We start from the raw sequence: 16,510 nt of genomic DNA, 5'->3' as shown, positions 1-16,510 counted from the left end.
AGGAACGACGATAATAGCCGTCTCGCTATACCGTTTCGATAGCCAAACTCAATTGAAACTATTGGAACAATCAATTTTCCAAATAGCCGAGATCCCTCTAAACTAGCAACTCATTGATTCACAACCCTCACGAGGAAAACACAAATGTCTCTGATCAACACCCAAGTCAAACCGTTCAAGGCAACTGCTTACCACAACGGCAAATTCGTTGACCTGACCGAAGATTCCCTGAAGGGCAAATGGTCGGTATTCGTGTTCTACCCGGCTGACTTCACCTTCGTCTGCCCGACCGAACTGGAAGATCTGGCCGACAACTACGCAGAATTCTCGAAGCTGGGCGTGGAAGTGTACGGTATCTCCACCGACACTCATTTCGCCCACAAGGCATGGCACGACACGTCGGACGCCATCAAGAAAGTGAACTACCCGCTGATCGGCGACCCGACCGGCCTGCTGTCGCGTAACTTCCAGGTCATGATCGAAGAAGAAGGCCTGGCCCTGCGCGGTACCTTCGTGATCAATCCGGAAGGCTTCATCAAGGTGCTGGAAGTCCATGACAACGGCATCGGCCGCGACGCTTCGGAACTGCTGCGCAAAGTGAAGGCAGCCCAGTACGTTGCTTCCCACCCGGGCGAAGTGTGCCCGGCCAAGTGGTCCGAAGGCGCAGCAACCCTGACCCCGTCCCTGGACCTGGTCGGCAAGATCTAAGTAAGTCGTTATTGAGCAGTACCGCTGCCGGCATGTGCCGGCAGCAAAATCAAAAAGGAAGAAAGTCATGCTGGATGCAAATCTCAAAACCCAACTGAAAGCCTATCTGGAAAAAGTGGTGCAGCCGATTGAGATCGTTGCATCGCTGGATGATTCCGCGAAGGCGCGGGAAATGAAGGAACTGCTCGCCGATATCGACGGCTTGAGCGACAAGATTACCCTGGTCGAAGACAACGCCGCCAACGTGCGCAAGCCGTCGTTCTCGATCAACCGTGCCGGCACCGACATCGGCGTGCGTTTTGCCGGCATCCCGATGGGCCATGAATTCACCTCGCTGGTGCTGGCCCTGTTGCAGGTGGGCGGCCACACGATCAAGCTCGACGAAGCCGTGATCGAACAGATCCGCAACCTGGAAGGCGATTTCGAATTCGAGACCTTCATCTCGCTGTCGTGCCATAACTGCCCGGAAGTGGTGCAGGCACTGAACGCGATGTCGGTCATCAATCCGCGCATCAAGGTCACCACGATCGATGGCGGCGTGTTCCAGAAAGAAGTCGAAGAGCGCCAGATCATGGCGGTACCGATGATGTTCCTGAACGGCCAGCACTTCGGCCAGGGCCGCACCAACGTGGAAGAGATCCTCGCCAAGCTGGACACCAATGCCGGTGCCCGCCAGGCAGCTGAACTGAACAAGAAAGACGTGTTCGACGTGCTGGTCGTCGGCGGCGGCCCTGCCGGTGCGGCATCCGCGATCTACGCGGCCCGCAAAGGCATCCAGACCGGTGTGCTGGCGGAACGCTTCGGCGGCCAGGTGCTCGATACGCTTTCGATCGAGAACTTCATCTCGATCAAGGAAACCGACGGCCCGAAATTCGCCGTGGCGCTGGAGCAGCACGTCAAGGAATACGAAGTCGACATCATGAACACCCAGCGCGCCGTGAAGCTGGTGCCGGGCAAGCTGACCGAGGTGCATACCGCCACCGGCGCGGTGCTGAAGGCGAAGACCGTGATCCTGTCCACCGGCGCACGGTGGCGCGAGATCAACGTGCCGGGCGAGAAGGAATACCGTAACCACGGCGTGGCGTACTGCCCGCACTGCGACGGCCCGCTGTTCAAGGGCAAGCGCGTGTCGGTGATCGGCGGCGGCAACTCCGGCGTGGAAGCGGCGATCGACCTGGCCGGCATCGTGCAGCACGTCACGCTGATCGAGTTCGGCAACGAACTGCGCGCCGACGCGGTGCTGCAGCGCAAGCTGCGCTCGCTGCCGAACGTGAAGATCATCCTGTCGGCGCAGACCACCGAGATCCATGGCGACGGCAAGAAGGTGAACGGCCTGTCGTACAAGGACCGCACCACGGGCGAACTGCAGCGCGTGGACCTGGAAGGTGTGTTCGTGCAGATCGGCCTGGTGCCGAACACGGAGTGGCTGAAGGGCACCGTGGCACTGTCGAAGCACGGCGAGATCGAGATCGATGCCAAGGGCCAGACCTCGGTACCGGGCGTGTTCGCCGCCGGCGACGTGACGACCGTGCCGTACAAGCAGATCGTGATCGCCGTCGGCGCCGGCGCCACCGCCGCGCTGTCCGCCTTCGATCACCTGATCCGCTCGGGTGACGATGAAGTGGAAGCCGAGCAGGCCGCCATCGCCGCTGTCGCGTAAGGCAGCAGCGCAGCAAACGAAACGGGAGCCTCGGCTCCCGTTTTTTTTTTCCTCAAAAACAGGGTCCGTCCCTATTTTTGTGCCGGAGCGCCGTACCGCCCTGTTTTTGAAGAAATTATTTCAGGTCGACGCTGGCCTGCTTGACCCGCAGCGAGCGGGCGTAGCGGTGCCGGGCCTGCAGGCGCGCATCGGTGATCAGCACGCCGATGGTCTCGCCGACCACCATCACCACGCCCAGCAGGGGCAGCACCAGCATCAGGCCGGTCACGCCGGCCAGCGCGCCGCCGACGAACAGCATCACCACCGTGACCAGCGGATGCATGCGCAGGCTGCGGCCCAGCGTCATCGGCATGAAGACGAAGTCGTCGAGCAGGCGGGCGATGATGAAGACGAAGATCGCGCTGTAGGCCGCGGCATTGTTGTCCGGTGCATCGGCCGACGCCACCAGCACCACCAGCAGGCAGCCGGCGATCGAGCCGACGTAGGGCACCCAGGCCAGCATGGCGGCGATGAAGCCGAGCAGCAGCGGCGAGGGCAGGCCGATGGACCACAGGCCGATGGCCAGCACGATGGTGTCGATGATCGTGAGCTTGAGCATGCCGTGGAAGTAGCGGCGCGCGGTCTGGTCGACTTCATGCAGCAGGAACAGCGTCTTCTCGAAGAACGCGTTGGGCACCGCACGCGCCAGGAAGCGCTTGAAGCGGCGGCCGTCGCGCAGGAAGAAGAAGGCCAGGAACGGCGCGAGCAGCAGCGACGGTACCCACGCCGCGGCGGCCACCACCACGTCCGCCAGGTGGCGCTGGAAGAATTCGCGCGAGTATTCGGCCAGGTTCAGGTTCACCGAATCGCCCAGCCGGGCCTGTCGCAGGATCGGGAACTGCCGTTCCAGCGCGCCCAGCATATTGCGCAGGAAGCGCACGCCCGCGTCCAGGTAGCGCCCCGGCATGTCCTGCCAGTCAGTTGCCGGCGCCGGGATCCATATCGCCGCTACCAGCACCGCCAGCAGCATGGCGAGCCCGAAGCCGGCGCCGACCAGCATGGCGGAAGTATTGCGGGTGAACCCCATCCGCAGCAGGCGCTGGAATGGCGACAGCAGCATGTAATAGAGGATGATCGCCAGCAGGAACGGCACCGACAGCCACAGCACGCGCTGCATCAGGTACAGCAGCACGCAGGTGGCGGCGACGATGCCGCACCAGACAATGGGGCCCGACTGCTGCCGGTCCACCATTACAGCACCTCGATGTGCGGCGAATCGATCGACATCCGTTCGCGCAGCCGGGAGCCGATATGGCGCGCCAGCGCCAGCGATATCTTGTAGCCGATCACGGCGTCGGTTTCCATCAGGCCCATGAAGTCGGCGCGGAAGAATACCGCCAGTTCGCAGTCATCCCACGCACGCGCCTGCGCCGTGCGGGGCGAGTTGTCCAGCAGGGCCAGGTCGCCAAAGAACGCGCCCGGCGACAGTTCGGTAATGATCTCGGGCATGCCGTTGATGTTGCGGTTGATCTGCACGTGGCCGGCCGTGATCAGGTACAGCGCCTGGCCTTCTTCGCCTTCGTCGAAAATGATCTCGCCCGCGAGATAGCGCCGTTCATGCATCAGGCCGTCGACGATCTTCAGTTCCAGCGGTGTCAGCGAGTTGAGGAGGACGGTTTCGCGCAGCCTGGTGAGGCGTGGCGACAGCGGGGGCGGCTTCAAAAAACCGAAAATCACACAGGACTCCAAGGAAGGGATGGTTGCATTGCCATTGTCGCCGGTTTTGCATGGACATTGGTGTTGCAGGACGCACACAGTGGAGCGGAATGCAAAAAAGCCTGGAATGCCGGGAATTTTCGGGATGCTGGCGGTGTGGAGGGGGCAGGGTTGCGTGATGCCGCGTGCCACGGCAGCGATAGACGCAAAAAAGCCCGGCAAGCCGGGCTTTTTTACTGATGCTGGCGGAGCGGACGGGGCTCGAACCCGCGACCCCCGGCGTGACAGGCCGGTATTCTAACCAACTGAACTACCGCTCCAATCAATTCCCGTCAAACGGCAACTGAAGAAACTGCAAGAAAAAAGCCCGATGCTTCGGGCTCTCTTCGAAATCCTGGCGGAGCGGACGGGGCTCGAACCCGCGACCCCCGGCGTGACAGGCCGGTATTCTAACCAACTGAACTACCGCTCCAGGTCTTCAACATCGAATGCGTGGTGGGCGCTGAGAGGCTCGAACTCCCGACCTAATCCTTGTAAGGGATCCGCTCTACCAACTGAGCTAAGCGCCCTCATCACCTTCGATGCTTCGAACGTTTGTCACAACGTTCAGAAGAGGCCGTATTCTACTGCGCTGTTTTGAGATTCCGCAAGGGATTTCGCTAAATAATTTCCATCCAGCCTCATCCAGTGGTGCTACGCTGCGGTTTTTCCAGCCTGGGAGAACCGATGAACGCCATCAAGGACGATGCCCGTCTCGATGCGCTGTATGCCCGCGTGAGCCGCCGGCTGCTGCCGTTCCTGTTCCTGTGCTACGTGGCCGCCTACCTGGACCGCGTCAACGTGGGCTTCGCCAAGTTGCAGATGCAGGCCGACCTGGCGCTGTCGGATACCGTCTACGGCATCGGCGCGGGCATTTTCTTCATCGGCTATTTCGTGTTCGAAGTGCCGTCGAACCTGGTGATGGAAAAGGTGGGCGCGCGGCGCTGGATCGCGCGCATCATGATCAGCTGGGGCCTCGTGTCGGCCGCCACCATGTTTGCCACCGGCCCGATCAGCTTCTACGTGCTGCGCTTCCTGCTCGGTGTCGCCGAGGCGGGCTTCTTCCCGGGCGTGGTGCTGTATCTCACCTACTGGTATCCGGCGCAGCGCCGGGCCCGCATCGTGGCGCTGTTCATGAGCGGCGTGGCCGTGGCGGGCGTGCTGGGCGGGCCGCTGTCCGGCGCCATCATGGCGGGGTTTGCCGGCCAGGCGGGGCTGCATGGCTGGCAGTGGCTGTTCCTGCTGGAGGGCATGCCGTCGATCGCGCTGGGCATCTGGACCCTGTTCTATCTCGATGACGGCATCCGCGCCGCGCGCTGGCTGGACGATGCCGACAAGGCCGTGCTGGAGCGCGGGCTGGCGGCGGAAGCGGCGGCGAAGCGGCACCTGCCGCTGCGGCAGGTGTTCGCCAGCGGCACCGTGTGGCTGCTGGCGCTGGTGTACTTCCTGTTCGTGATGGGGCTGTACGGCGTCAGCTTCTGGCTGCCGCAACTGCTGAAGAACAGCGGCGTGCAGGATGTCTTCCACATTGGCCTGCTGACGGCGATCCCGTATGGCGTGGCGGCGGTGGCCATGGTGCTGGCGGCGCGGCATTCGGACCGCAGCGGCGAGCGGCGCTGGCATATCGCCATCGCCGGGTTCGCCGGTGCCGCCGGCCTGGTGGCGGCTACCGCCTGGGCCAGCGATACGGTGCTGGCGCTGGCCGCGCTGTCGCTCGCCACCGCAGGCATCCTGACCACGTTCCCGATCTTCTGGAGCCTGCCGACGGCGCTGCTGGGCGGCACCGCGGCGGCGGCCGGCATCGCGCTGATCAATTCTGTCGGTAACCTGGCCGGCTTCGCCAGCCCTTACCTGGTGGGTGCGATCCGCGATGCGACCGGCAGCACGGCCATCGGCATCTCGCTGCTCGCGGCCAGCCTGGTGCTGGGCGGCGTGCTGGTGCTTGCACGCGGCCCTGGCACGTAATCGCCGCAGGCCGGTTTGCCGGCCACAATGGCTGCCTTGCACCGTACCGAAGGAGACGAGCATGAATGCACCGGACCAGTACTTCAGCGACTTCGCCCATGCCTTGCGCTACTGGCGCGGCAGGCGCGGCCTCTCCCAGCTGAAGCTGGCGACCGAGGCGGCGATCTCGCAGCGCCACATCAGTTTTCTCGAAAGCGCCCGCGCGCAGCCCAGCCGCGAGCTGATCCTGAAGCTGGGCATCGTGCTCGACGTGCCGCTGCGGCACCGTAATGGCATGCTGCTGGCCGCCGGCTTCGCGCCCGCCTACCAGGAGCGCCAGCTGGCCGATCCCGAGATGCAGGCCGTGCGCAAGGCGCTGGAATTCATGCTGGCGCAGGCCGCCCCGTACCCGGCGCTGGTGGTCGACCGGTTGTGGAACCTGGTGATGGCGAACGAGCCGGCGGCCGCGATGATGCGCTTCTTCCTTGGCCTGCCGTCCAACGCGCCGATCCCGTGCGACGGCAGCGTGAACGTGGTGCGGATGACGCTCGATCCGCAAGGGCTGCGGGCCGCGATCGTCAACTGGGAAGACGTGTGCGCCGACCAGCTGCAATGGATTGCCCGTGAAGCGCTGAGCGACGGGCCAGGCAGCGAAGCCCAGGCGCTGCTGGAGGAATTGCTGGCGCTGCCGGGCATCCATGCGGCTGCCCAGGTGGCGAACCTGGAGCGCCGCGCACTGCCTTTCCTGCCCGTGACGCTGGCGAAGGATGGCGTGTCACTGAACCTGTTTACGACGATCACCACGCTGGGTACGCCGCGCGACGTGACCGTGCACGAACTGCGGCTCGAATCGTTCTTTCCCGCCGACGACGCCAGCGCGGAATGGTTCAGGGCACGATCGCGGCAGGCCGGATCGTGACCGGGGCAATGGGCAGCGCGGCGCGGCGGCTGGCTTAGAACTCCTCCCAGTCGTCGCCCTCCGGCGCCTTTTTAGCGGGCGGTGTTTTTGCATTACTCCGGCCGGCGCCGGTGCGCGCCTGCACCGGTGGCTTGCCCGCCAGCCTCGGGTGAGGCGGATGCGCCACCGCGGAGGCGGCTGGAACCGCCGGCGCATGCGCGGGCGAATGCACGGGTGCGGGGAACGCCGGCGCCATGGCCCCATCGTCGATGCGGAACACGGCGATCGCGGCCACCAGCCGCTGCGCCTGTTCGCGCATGCTGGCCGCGGCGGCGGCCGCTTCCTCGACCAGCGCGGCATTCTGCTGCGTGGCCGTGTCCATCGTGGTGATCGTGGTGTTCACCTGCGCGATGCCGGAACTCTGTTCCTGGCTGGCGGACGCGATCTCGTTCATGATGTCGGCCACCTGCTGGACCGAGGTCACGATGCGGTCCATCGTCGTGCCGGCCTGGTCGACCAGCCGGCTGCCGGCGTCCACTTTCTCGACCGAGTCGTTGATCAGTTCCTTGATCTCGCGCGCCGCGCTTGCCGAGCGCTGTGCCAGGTTGCGCACCTCCGATGCCACGACGGCGAAGCCGCGGCCCTGTTCGCCTGCGCGGGCCGCTTCCACCGCGGCATTCAGCGCCAGGATGTTGGTCTGGAAAGCGATGCCGTCGATGACGCCGATGATGTCGACGATCTTCGAGGAGCTTTCCTTGATCGAACCCATCGTCTCGACGACCTGGCTGACGACCTGGCCCCCTTCGTTCGCATGGCTGGCCGCCGACACCACCAGCTGGTTGGCCTGGCGCGCGTTTTCCGCGTTGGCCTGCACGGTGGAGGTCAGCTCCTCCATCGACGATGCGGTTTCTTCCAGGCTGGCGGCCTGCTGCTCGGTGCGGTTGGACAGGTCCATGTTGCCGCTGGCAATCTCGGCTGCCGCGGTATTGATCGTGTCGGTACTGTCGCGCACCGTGCGCACGGTGCCGGTCAGCGCCGCCGTCATGTCGCGCAGCGCGCCGAGCAGGCGGCCCATCTCGTCGTTGCGGGTCGTGACGATCCGCGCCGTCAGGTCGCCGGAGGCCACGGTTTCGGCAACCCGCACCGCTTCGTCGACCGGGCCGGTCACGGAGCGCGTGATCAGCCAGCCGATCACCGCCGACACGATCGTGGCCAGCACCAGCAGCACGATCATCAGCGTGGTCGCCGATCTTGCCGCCGCCGTGGCGGCCTGCGCATCGCGCGTCATCAGGTCGCTCTGCACTTTCAGCAGTTCGTCGAGGTGACGGAAGTACACCGTCTGCGCCGGGATCACGCTGGCGAACATGGCCTGCACGGCGCCTTCGCGGTCGCCGCCGCGGAATTGGGCGACCGCCTTGTCGAGCCGCTCCTTGTAGGCGAAATAGGCGGTGTTCTGCTGGTCGAAGACGGCGCGCACGTCCGGCGTCAGGTCCGATTTGGCCATCTCCGCCGCGGACACGCCGCCGGCTTCGTCGGCCGCCGCCATCTGGCGCAGGAAGTCCTCGGTTTGCGCCGCGTCCGGCGTCAGCATCGCGTTGCGCACCGCCTGCGCACCGCGGTTGACCTGGCTGCGCATGTTGTTGAGCAGCGTGACCTTGGCATAGCGGTCGTTCACGAGCTGGTCGGTACGCCCCGCCACCTCCTGGATCCGGCTGATGCCGACCAGCGACATGATCAGCATGATGACGATGGCCACCGCGAAGCCGAGGGCAAGGCGGGCACCGATACGCATATTGGAAAGAGTCAAGATCAGTCCCCTGGTCAGAATGAATGGCGTACGCCGGCGCCATAGCTCATGGCGGATGGCAGCGTGGTGATGCGGTCGCGCATGGCGACCGTGTAGAAATCGGTGCGCTTCGACAGCCGGTAGTCGTAGCCGAGCGATGCCGTGCGACGCGAACGCTGGTTGCCGAACAGGGTACCACTGCGGCGCGTATCGGCCACGTCGAACAGCACGGCACCGGGGCCGGCCGGCATCGCGAAGCCCAGGCTGACGGTACGGTCGCGCAATCCTTCGGTGCCGGCCGCGTCGTTGACGGTGCGCTGCCAGGTGCCATACAGCTTGATGCGCGTGAAATCGTAGGTAGCGCCGACGAACAGAGCGCGCTGTTCGTCCAGCAGCGCGTAGTTCACCGGGGCGCGCGTGGCATCGATGATGGGCAGGCCGGAGTTCGGGTTGCTGACGCGCACCCGATGCACGAATGCCGTCAGCGCCAGCGGGCCCTTGTTGTACATCGTGCTGACGGCCAGGTTGTTGCGGTCCGAGTTGCCGCCCTGTTCGCCGGCCTGGTAGTGCAGGCCGGCACGCAGGCCGCCGAACGATGGCGTGGTGTACACCACCTGGTTGCTCCAGCCGCTGTCGGCGGCGTTCGTCGATGCCCAGGTGCGCGCGCCGAACGGGCCGGTGGGCACGTAGGAATGCAGTACCAGCGGCGAGAACGTGAACGAATCGCCGAACGGGTTGAACAGGATGTTCGGCAGGAAGCTGGGCGCCGAGGCGCGGCCCACCTGCAGCCGGCCGAGGCGGCCGACGAGTGCCACGTTGGCGTCGCGCGAGAACAGGTTGTCGCCGGCGAAACGGCCGGACACGCCGGTATCGGCCTGGAAAAATCCGGTCAGGTAGAACTCCGCATACAGGCCGTCGCCCAGGTCTTCCTTGCCGCGCAAGCCGAACCAGGAGGTGGTCATGCCGCCGCTGCCCAGCACGGTGGTGCGTCCGGCATCGCCGCTGTTTTTCATCGAGCCCACGAAGGCATCGACGCCACCCATGATCGTGATGGCAGTTTGCGCCGTGGCGGGCAGGGTGCAGGCAAGCAGGGAAACACAGCAATAAAGACGGAAGTGGGGCGTCATGTTCACGTGACTGGTTGAAAGAACCGATGGTACCCGCCTTCTCCCCGCGCACGATACCTGCGCACCCCTGCTGTTGCGTAAATACGATGGATGAAAATGCACGCTAAGTGATTGAAAAATAAACAAAATAAGACAATGCGGCGCGGTGCTGGCGGGCGCTGCCGTGCACTGTATATAATCCCAGTATCCGTTTAGCCCAAGCCTCCGACAAGCCATGGTTCCGCCGCGCCGCATTGCCCACCTCGACATGGATGCGTTTTTCGCGTCGGTCGAACTGCTGCGCTATCCGGAATTGCGCGGGCAGCCGGTGGTGGTGGGCGGTGGTTCGCGGCACCAGCCGGTACTGCAGCCGGACGGCACGCGCCGCTTTTCAAAGCTGCGCGATTACGCCGGCCGCGGCGTCGTCACCACCTCCACCTATGAAGCGCGCGCGCTGGGCGTGTTTTCCGCGATGGGCACGATGAAGGCCGCGGCGCTGGCGCCGGAGGCGATCCTGCTGCCGACCGACTTCGAGTCGTACAAGCGCTATTCGCGGCTGTTCAAGGCGGCCGTGGCCGGGATCGTGCCGGATATCGAAGACCGCGGGATCGACGAGATCTACCTCGACCTGACCGGCCACCCGGAAGAGACGCGCGCCCTCGGCATGCGGCTGAAGGAGGCCGTGAAGGAAGCGACCGGACTGACGTGTTCGATCGGCATCGCGCCGAACAAGCTGCTGGCCAAGATCAGCTCGGACCTGGACAAGCCCGACGGCCTGACGATCATCACGCTTGAGGATGTGCCGAAGCGGATCTGGCCGCTGTCGGCCAAAAAGATCAACGGGATCGGCCCGAAGGCGTATGCGAAGCTGACGTCGCTCGGCATCGAGACCGTCGGCCAGCTCGCCCAGGCCGACCCGAAGCTGCTGCAGGAGCATTTCGGCCTCAATTCCGCCGAATGGCTGCACCGCGTGGCGCATGGCCACGACGAGCGGGAGGTGGTGACGCGCTCCGACCCGAAGGGCGTGAGCCGCGAAACCACGTTCGAGCGCGACCTGCATGCCAAGCACGACCGCGACGCCTTGTCCGAGATATTCACCCGGCTGTGCACCAAGCTGTCGGACGACCTGCACCGCAAGCGCTTTGCCGGCCGCACCGTGGGCATCAAGCTGCGCTATGCCGATTTCCGCACCGTGACACGCGACGTGACCTTGCCGTCGCCGACCGCCGACGCCGCCACGATCCGGCGTGCCGCCGGCGAATGCCTGCGGCGCGTGCCGCTGGATCAGCGCCTGCGCTTGCTGGGGGTAAGGGTCAGTGCGCTGGTGCCGCTCGACGAAGCCGGGCGCTACCGGGCGGGGGAGCAGGGGGAGCTGTTTCCCATGTGAGTGCTACGGGATCGGCGCGATGCGCAGGTTCGACAGCACCGGTTCATACAAAGCCGGTCAATTCACCTGCCAGCGTACAGACCGTATCGCTGCCCTGGACTGTTTGTGTCTCGTCCTCTGCCGCTTCGATCCAGTGCGCATGCAGTTTCCCCCTGGAAGGGTTATTACAGCCAGGGAGGCGCATGAAATCGAAAAGATCGCGGTAGTCCGCCCGCCGGGCCGGGTGTAAAATGCTGAGCTTTGCAACGCGTAAAACAAGGTCATTTGAGCATGTGGTTCAAGAATCTACAGATCTACCGACTGCCCGCTCCGTGGGCATTCGCTCCCGAAAAACTCGACGAAGCATTGCGTCCCCATTCGTTCACGCCGGCCAGCAGCAACGAGATGCTGCGCCAGGGCTGGGATTCCCCGCGCGGCAATGGCTCGCTGGTGCACGTGGTGAACCAGCAGATGCTGCTGTTGCTGGGCACCGAGAAGAAACTGCTGCCGTCGACCGTCGTCAACCAGGTGGCGAAGGCCCGCGCCGCCGAGATGGAAGAACAGCAAGGTTTCGCTCCCGGCAAGAAGGCGATGAAGGAATTGAAGGAGCGCGTGCATGACGAACTGCTGCCGCGCGCGTTCACGATCCGCAGCAATGTGTGGACGTGGATCGATCCGGTCAACGGCTGGCTGGTCGTCGATGCCGCCAGCCCGGCCAAGGCGGACGACGTGATCAAGCTGCTGCTGAAGGCGGTCGACCGCCTGCCGCTGGAAAGCCTGCGCGTGCAGCGCTCGCCGGTGGGCGTGATGACGGCATGGCTGCAGGAAGACGAAGCGCCGGCCGGCTTTACCGTCGACATGGATACCGAGCTGCGCGCCACCGGCGAAAGCAAGGCCGCCGTGCGCTACGTGCGCCACACGCTGGAGCCCGAGGAAGTGCGCCGCCACATTGCGGCCGGCAAGCAGTGCACGCGCCTGGCCATGACGTGGGAGAGCAAGATCTCGTTCGTGCTGACCGAGTCGCTGGCCATCAAGAGCATCAAGCCGCTCGACGTGCTGAAGGAAAACGATGCCGTCACCCGCAATGACGACGAGCGTTTCGACGGCGATTTCATGCTGATGACAGGCGAGCTGTCGCAGCTGCTGAAGGACGTCGTCGAAGCGCTGGGCGGCGAAGCCACCGCCTGATTCACCGGCCGTGGCTCAGGCCACGGCCCCCAGCTGTATCAGCAGCGGCAAGACCTTATCGCGGAACTTCACCGCCCGGTTCACCAGCTCGTTCAGCTGCTGCTCGTCGGTCTCCACAGGCTTGCCGTCCACCACAAGGCGCTGGCCCTGGCGTGCCAGGGTCCCGTTGAGGAATCCGGCCCACGCTTCCGGGTCCTTGCCGCCCCGTGCGCGTGCCAGCAGAAACAGCAGGTGGAACCGTTCCGCCAGGAACGCGCCACCGGTTGCCGGTAATGCCAGCCACTGCAGCTCCGCGTTCGAGACAGCCAGTTCGCACAGCCGCAGGTTCAGGCGCTGTGCCGCCGGTGTCGCGTGCGCGATCACCGCATCGGTCTGCATCACCGACAGTTGCCCCATTCCCACCAGGATTGTTACGGCCTGCATGACTTGTTGCGGTGTCATGCCGTGGTGCGCGCGGAGGAATTCGAACAGTTCGCCGACCGTGTGCGGCTTGCGGTCGGCCAGGAAATCGAGCAATGGATCGTAGATTTGCGGCTGCAGCGTCACTTCGCCGAGCCCGGCCGCTGTTTTCATCGGGACATCGGCGCGCGGCGTGGTCAGGATGACGCGCATGCGCAGCAATTGTTCGTCGCGCTCGATGCCGCCCAGCCGGCGTGCGCCCTTCACCCAGTAGTCGCGCCGGAACGACTGGTTCACCATGTAATCGCGCACCGTCTGCGCAAACACCGGATCGGCGATCTCGCCCAGCAGCTTGCGCTGGTCTTCTGTCAGGTTGATGGCGTCGATGCCGTCCAGGTAGTGGGCGGAGCATGCGTAGCCGAGCTTGGCTGGCTCCAGCCACGTGGCCATCTGCGAAAACGAGAATGGCATCCAGTCGCGGTTGAAATATTCATGCGCCACGTAGGAACGGTTCTGCGTCTTGAGCTTGTCGAAGCGCGCGGCGATGCGCGGATTTGCTTTCAGGAACGAGGGATCGGTGGCGAACAGGCGTTCGGCAAATGCGATGCTCTGGTCCACCCGCCCGACGGAGCCGGCTCCGGCCGGGGTCATGGTATTTGCGTACTCGTTGAGCAGGTCGCGCACCGGCGCCATTGCGGCCCACCCGGGCTGCGTGTTGTAGCTGATGTAGAGCACGCCGCCGACCTTCAGCTTGCGGCGGATGAAGTCGACGACGATGCCGCGGTTCTCGTCCGAGATCCAGCTGAAGATGCCGTGCAGGCCGATGAAGTCGAAATCCGGCAGGTCCTCGCGCGAACAGAATTCCGCGAACGACTGGTCATGCAGGCGGGCCTGCGCCCCGGAAGCCGCAGCCAGTTCCTGGGCGAAGCCGGCCTGCGAGGGATTGAAGTCGGTGCCATGCCAGGCCACGTCCGACGCCGCGGCGTGGATGTTTACGGAAAGGCCCTGGCCAAAGCCCAGTTCGCACGCGGTAGCCACTTTCGGTGGCGCCAGCCCGGCCGTCAGGAACGCCAGCTGAAGACGGTGCGGATTGAGTTCGGAGTAAGTACCGTAGGTATATCCAATGTCGGCCACGTAGCCGGCGGACCATTCGGGCATGCACTTTCCTTTCAGGTGTGGAAGTACTACATCGGTTGGAAGACGCCTGCCGCACGGTTTTTCTGCACGTTGTCCCACGCGAAAATGCGGCCGTTCATCGCCACGTATACGCCAGCCGGCAGTGCCTGCGCGACACCGCAGGCGAAGCCCAGGTTGAAGAGGGCGTCGGAGCCATCGATTTCGTAGGGAATCATCGCGCCGGTGAAGACGATCGTCTTGTCCAGCGCGGCGGGACCCAGCACGGCGGCGGTTTCCTTCATCGTGTCGGTGCCGTGCACGATGACGATGGCGCGCTCCGGCGCGGCCTGGCACGAGGCCAGCACGCGTTCACGGTCAGCATCCTGCATGTCCAGCGAATCGAGCAGCGGCAGCAGTTCCAGCTCGACGGGTGCGGTAATGCGGGCACGGGCGAGGGCGGCGGGCAGGTGGCTGTCGGCAAAGCCCAGCGTGCCGTTCAGTTCGTTGTAATGCTTGTCGAAGGTGCCGCCCGTGGCGATGATGCGCAAAGTCATGGTGTTTCGTAAAAGGTTGCAGAAAAATCCAATGATAGCTTGCGCGTACGCAGAAACGTCAACAAAACGTCAACAAAAAAGTTTATCTGTACTCGTCTGGCAAGATGGCACGTCGTTGAGTACACTAGATTTTTTGCCCCCTTCGCCATGTCCGTGAAAGCGCTCGCCCCGGGAACCGTCATCTTCCACCGCCATCGCGGCTATGGCGTGATCACGGCCGTCAATTTGCTGACGGGCTGGATCGCGGCGCGCTTCGGCAGCGAAGCGCGCACGCTCGACCTGAATCTTTCCTCCGACGAAGTGCAATTCGCTGACGGCGAAGCCATCCTTTTCCGCCGTGCCCCGCCGGACCGCATGCCGCACGCGCGCCTGATGGCGATGGTGCGGGCGCTGCACCAGGCCGGCTACCAGAGGCTGTACCTGTATTCGTGGCCGAAGCCTTCCGGCCTGCACTGGCGCTGGCACATGTTTACCAGGCAGCGCGACTGGATGCAGCGCTCCTGGCGCGAGGGCTGGTATGGCTCGGGGGCCGACTACAACGTGAATCCCGTGATGGGTTGGGGCGATTCGCCCGGCGCCTCCACCGAGGAGCTGATCCACGCGCTGGCGAAGTTCGATCCGCAGGGCCTGGCGCAGGCGCTGGGCCGCGACGAAGACCACACCGCCTGGTTCGCCAGGGTCTGCGATGCGCTGCTGCCGGGCTACATGTACAGCCTCGACATGCAGCGCCCGCGCGGCGCGCCGCTGACGGACATGCCGCCGGTACCTGTCGTCCCCGTGCGTGCCGGACTGGCGCCGTACACTGGCCCCGCCATCGGCTGGCCACCCGGCTGGGCCGGGCTGTGGTCGAAGGTGCATGCGATGCCGGCGCCGCGCATCAATCTCACCGGCATTCCCGAGGCCTGACCCGGTCTGCCGAACTCAGCCGACCTGGCCGACCTTGGCTGAACCCAGCCTTTACCCTGCACGCACGTTGGCCCGGTAGCCCGGATTCAGGATCGTCCGGCATTCGCCTTCGAAAAAATCCACCAGGTTACGGAACGCGTGACCGAAGTACAGCTCGTAGCTGTCCTTCTCCACATAGCCCAGGTGCGGCGTGGCCAGCACGTGCGGCATGCGCAGCAGGATGGAGTCGGCGGGCAGCGGTTCGCTGTCGAATACGTCCAGCGCGGCGCCGCCGGGGCGGCCGGAACGCAGCGCCGCTTCCAGCGCGCCCTCGGCCACCAGTTCGGCGCGGCTGGTGTTGACGAACAGCGCGGTCGGCTTCATCCGGGCCAGGTCTTCCGCGGTGACGATGCCGCGCGTTGCTTCGGCCAGGCGCAGGTGCAGGGTCAGCACGTCCGCCTCTTCGAAGAGTGCTTCCCGGGACGATGCCACGCGCCAGCCATCGGCAGCCGCGGCGGCGCGGCTGCCGTCACTGCCCCAGACCAGCACGTCCATGCCGAATGCCTTGCCGTAACCGGCCACGAGCTTGCCGATCTTGCCGTATCCCCAGATGGCCAGCGTGCGGCCCTTCAGTACCGTGCCGAGCGTATTGAAGGGCTGGCTGGTCGATACGGTTTGCCACGTGCCTTCCTTCAGGTTTGCAGCGTACGGCACGATCTTGCGCTGGGCGGCCATGATCAGCGCCCATGTCAGCTCGGCAGGTGCAACCGGCGAACCGGTGCCTTCGGCGATTGCGATGCCGTATTCGGTGGCGGCGGCCACGTCGATGTGCCCGCTCGCCTTGCCTGTTTGCGATATCAATTTGAGGTTTGGCAGCTTGGCCAGCAGTGCGCGGTTGAGCTGGGTACGCTCGCGGATCAGCACCAGCGCGTCGAACGGTGCCAGCCGGGCAATCAGCTGGCCAAGGCCGCGTGTCGAGTGATTGAATACTTTTACGTCATGACTGTCGAGAAGCGCAAAGCAGTCCAGTTCGCGCACGGCATCCTGATAATCGTCGAGTATGGCAATTTTCATGAGAGTTAGACGAAATTCCTTTTGAATTAGTAGCCAGTTAACGAGATTGTGAATATCTCGAATAGCTTACTACTTTAGTCAACCATTTTTCC

General features: G+C 64.4%; 14 protein-coding genes and 3 tRNA genes. 7 read left to right on the top strand and 10 right to left on the bottom strand.

Annotation, left to right across the window (positions count from 1 at the left end; all coding sequences use genetic code 11):
- Positions 1-144: 144 nt before the first annotated feature.
- A complete protein-coding gene (ahpC, locus tag ACY34H_RS20725; protein ID WP_464979351.1) occupies positions 145-708 on the top strand; it encodes an alkyl hydroperoxide reductase subunit C in 564 nt (187 codons plus the stop codon).
- A gap of 67 nt (positions 709-775) precedes the next feature.
- Positions 776-2,368 carry an alkyl hydroperoxide reductase subunit F gene (gene ahpF / locus ACY34H_RS20720; RefSeq protein WP_464979350.1) on the top strand — a complete coding sequence of 531 codons (1,593 nt, stop codon included), beginning with the start codon at positions 776-778 and terminating at the stop codon, positions 2,366-2,368.
- Between the two features lie 115 nt (positions 2,369-2,483).
- Here ahpF and ACY34H_RS20715 read toward each other — a convergent pair whose 3' ends face one another.
- The 5 genes from ACY34H_RS20715 to ACY34H_RS20695 form a co-directional block, all read right to left on the bottom strand.
- Positions 2,484-3,599: an AI-2E family transporter gene (locus ACY34H_RS20715; RefSeq protein WP_464979349.1), complete on the bottom strand. Its 1,116-nt coding sequence runs from the start codon at positions 3,597-3,599 to the stop codon at positions 2,484-2,486.
- Complete coding sequence (locus ACY34H_RS20710; RefSeq protein ID WP_464979348.1) at positions 3,599-4,084, bottom strand: cyclic nucleotide-binding domain-containing protein; 486 nt, start codon at positions 4,082-4,084, stop codon at positions 3,599-3,601. The genes ACY34H_RS20715 and ACY34H_RS20710 overlap by 1 nt, the downstream gene beginning before the upstream one ends.
- Positions 4,085-4,306: 222 nt before the next feature.
- Positions 4,307-4,383, bottom strand: a tRNA-Asp gene (locus ACY34H_RS20705).
- A gap of 75 nt (positions 4,384-4,458) precedes the next feature.
- Positions 4,459-4,535: transfer RNA gene (locus tag ACY34H_RS20700), tRNA-Asp, on the bottom strand.
- Between the two features lie 21 nt (positions 4,536-4,556).
- Positions 4,557-4,632 (bottom strand) — tRNA-Val (locus tag ACY34H_RS20695).
- Between the two features lie 157 nt (positions 4,633-4,789).
- On the opposite strand from ACY34H_RS20695, the gene ACY34H_RS20690 reads away from it, so the two are divergent.
- Complete coding sequence (locus ACY34H_RS20690) at positions 4,790-6,067, top strand: MFS transporter (RefSeq protein WP_464979347.1); 1,278 nt, start codon at positions 4,790-4,792, stop codon at positions 6,065-6,067.
- Positions 6,068-6,128: 61 nt separating this feature from the next.
- Positions 6,129-6,965, top strand: coding sequence for a helix-turn-helix domain-containing protein (locus ACY34H_RS20685; RefSeq protein WP_464979346.1), 837 nt, complete (start codon positions 6,129-6,131; stop codon positions 6,963-6,965).
- Between the two features lie 34 nt (positions 6,966-6,999).
- On the opposite strand, the gene ACY34H_RS20680 is transcribed toward ACY34H_RS20685, so the two are convergent.
- Positions 7,000-8,751 (bottom strand): methyl-accepting chemotaxis protein, encoded by a 1,752-nt coding sequence (locus ACY34H_RS20680; protein WP_464979345.1) that lies wholly within the window; start codon positions 8,749-8,751, stop codon positions 7,000-7,002.
- Between the two features lie 14 nt (positions 8,752-8,765).
- Positions 8,766-9,857: a porin gene (locus ACY34H_RS20675; protein ID WP_464979344.1), complete on the bottom strand. Its 1,092-nt coding sequence runs from the start codon at positions 9,855-9,857 to the stop codon at positions 8,766-8,768.
- A 214-nt stretch (positions 9,858-10,071) separates the two neighbouring features.
- Between ACY34H_RS20675 and dinB the strand changes: the two genes are divergently transcribed.
- Both dinB and ACY34H_RS20665 read left to right on the top strand, forming a co-directional pair.
- Positions 10,072-11,223 carry a DNA polymerase IV gene (gene dinB / locus ACY34H_RS20670; RefSeq protein ID WP_464979343.1) on the top strand — a complete coding sequence of 384 codons (1,152 nt, stop codon included), beginning with the start codon at positions 10,072-10,074 and terminating at the stop codon, positions 11,221-11,223.
- A 270-nt stretch (positions 11,224-11,493) separates the two neighbouring features.
- Positions 11,494-12,390, top strand: a complete 897-nt coding sequence (locus ACY34H_RS20665; protein WP_464979342.1) for a recombination-associated protein RdgC — start codon at positions 11,494-11,496, stop codon at positions 12,388-12,390.
- Positions 12,391-12,405: 15 nt separating this feature from the next.
- Here ACY34H_RS20665 and ACY34H_RS20660 read toward each other — a convergent pair whose 3' ends face one another.
- Together ACY34H_RS20660 and ACY34H_RS20655 are read right to left on the bottom strand one after the other, a co-directional pair.
- On the bottom strand, positions 12,406-13,947 hold the full coding sequence (locus ACY34H_RS20660; RefSeq protein WP_464979341.1) for a methyltransferase regulatory domain-containing protein: 1,542 nt from the start codon (positions 13,945-13,947) through the stop codon (positions 12,406-12,408).
- Between the two features lie 26 nt (positions 13,948-13,973).
- Complete coding sequence (locus tag ACY34H_RS20655; protein WP_464979340.1) at positions 13,974-14,459, bottom strand: asparaginase domain-containing protein; 486 nt, start codon at positions 14,457-14,459, stop codon at positions 13,974-13,976.
- Between the two features lie 153 nt (positions 14,460-14,612).
- On the opposite strand from ACY34H_RS20655, the gene ACY34H_RS20650 reads away from it, so the two are divergent.
- A complete protein-coding gene (locus tag ACY34H_RS20650; RefSeq protein ID WP_464979339.1) occupies positions 14,613-15,365 on the top strand; it encodes an L-asparaginase in 753 nt (250 codons plus the stop codon).
- Positions 15,366-15,416: 51 nt separating this feature from the next.
- Here the strand turns inward: ACY34H_RS20650 and ACY34H_RS20645 are convergent, their stop codons facing one another.
- Positions 15,417-16,418 carry a D-2-hydroxyacid dehydrogenase family protein gene (locus ACY34H_RS20645; protein ID WP_464979338.1) on the bottom strand — a complete coding sequence of 334 codons (1,002 nt, stop codon included), beginning with the start codon at positions 16,416-16,418 and terminating at the stop codon, positions 15,417-15,419.
- Between the last annotated feature and the right edge of the window lie 92 nt (positions 16,419-16,510).

It is taken from the genome of Pseudoduganella sp. jia 9 (assembly GCF_055502615.1).
The sequence above is the reverse complement of the archived record's forward strand: the minus strand, read 5'-3'. Positions and strand labels throughout refer to the sequence as shown.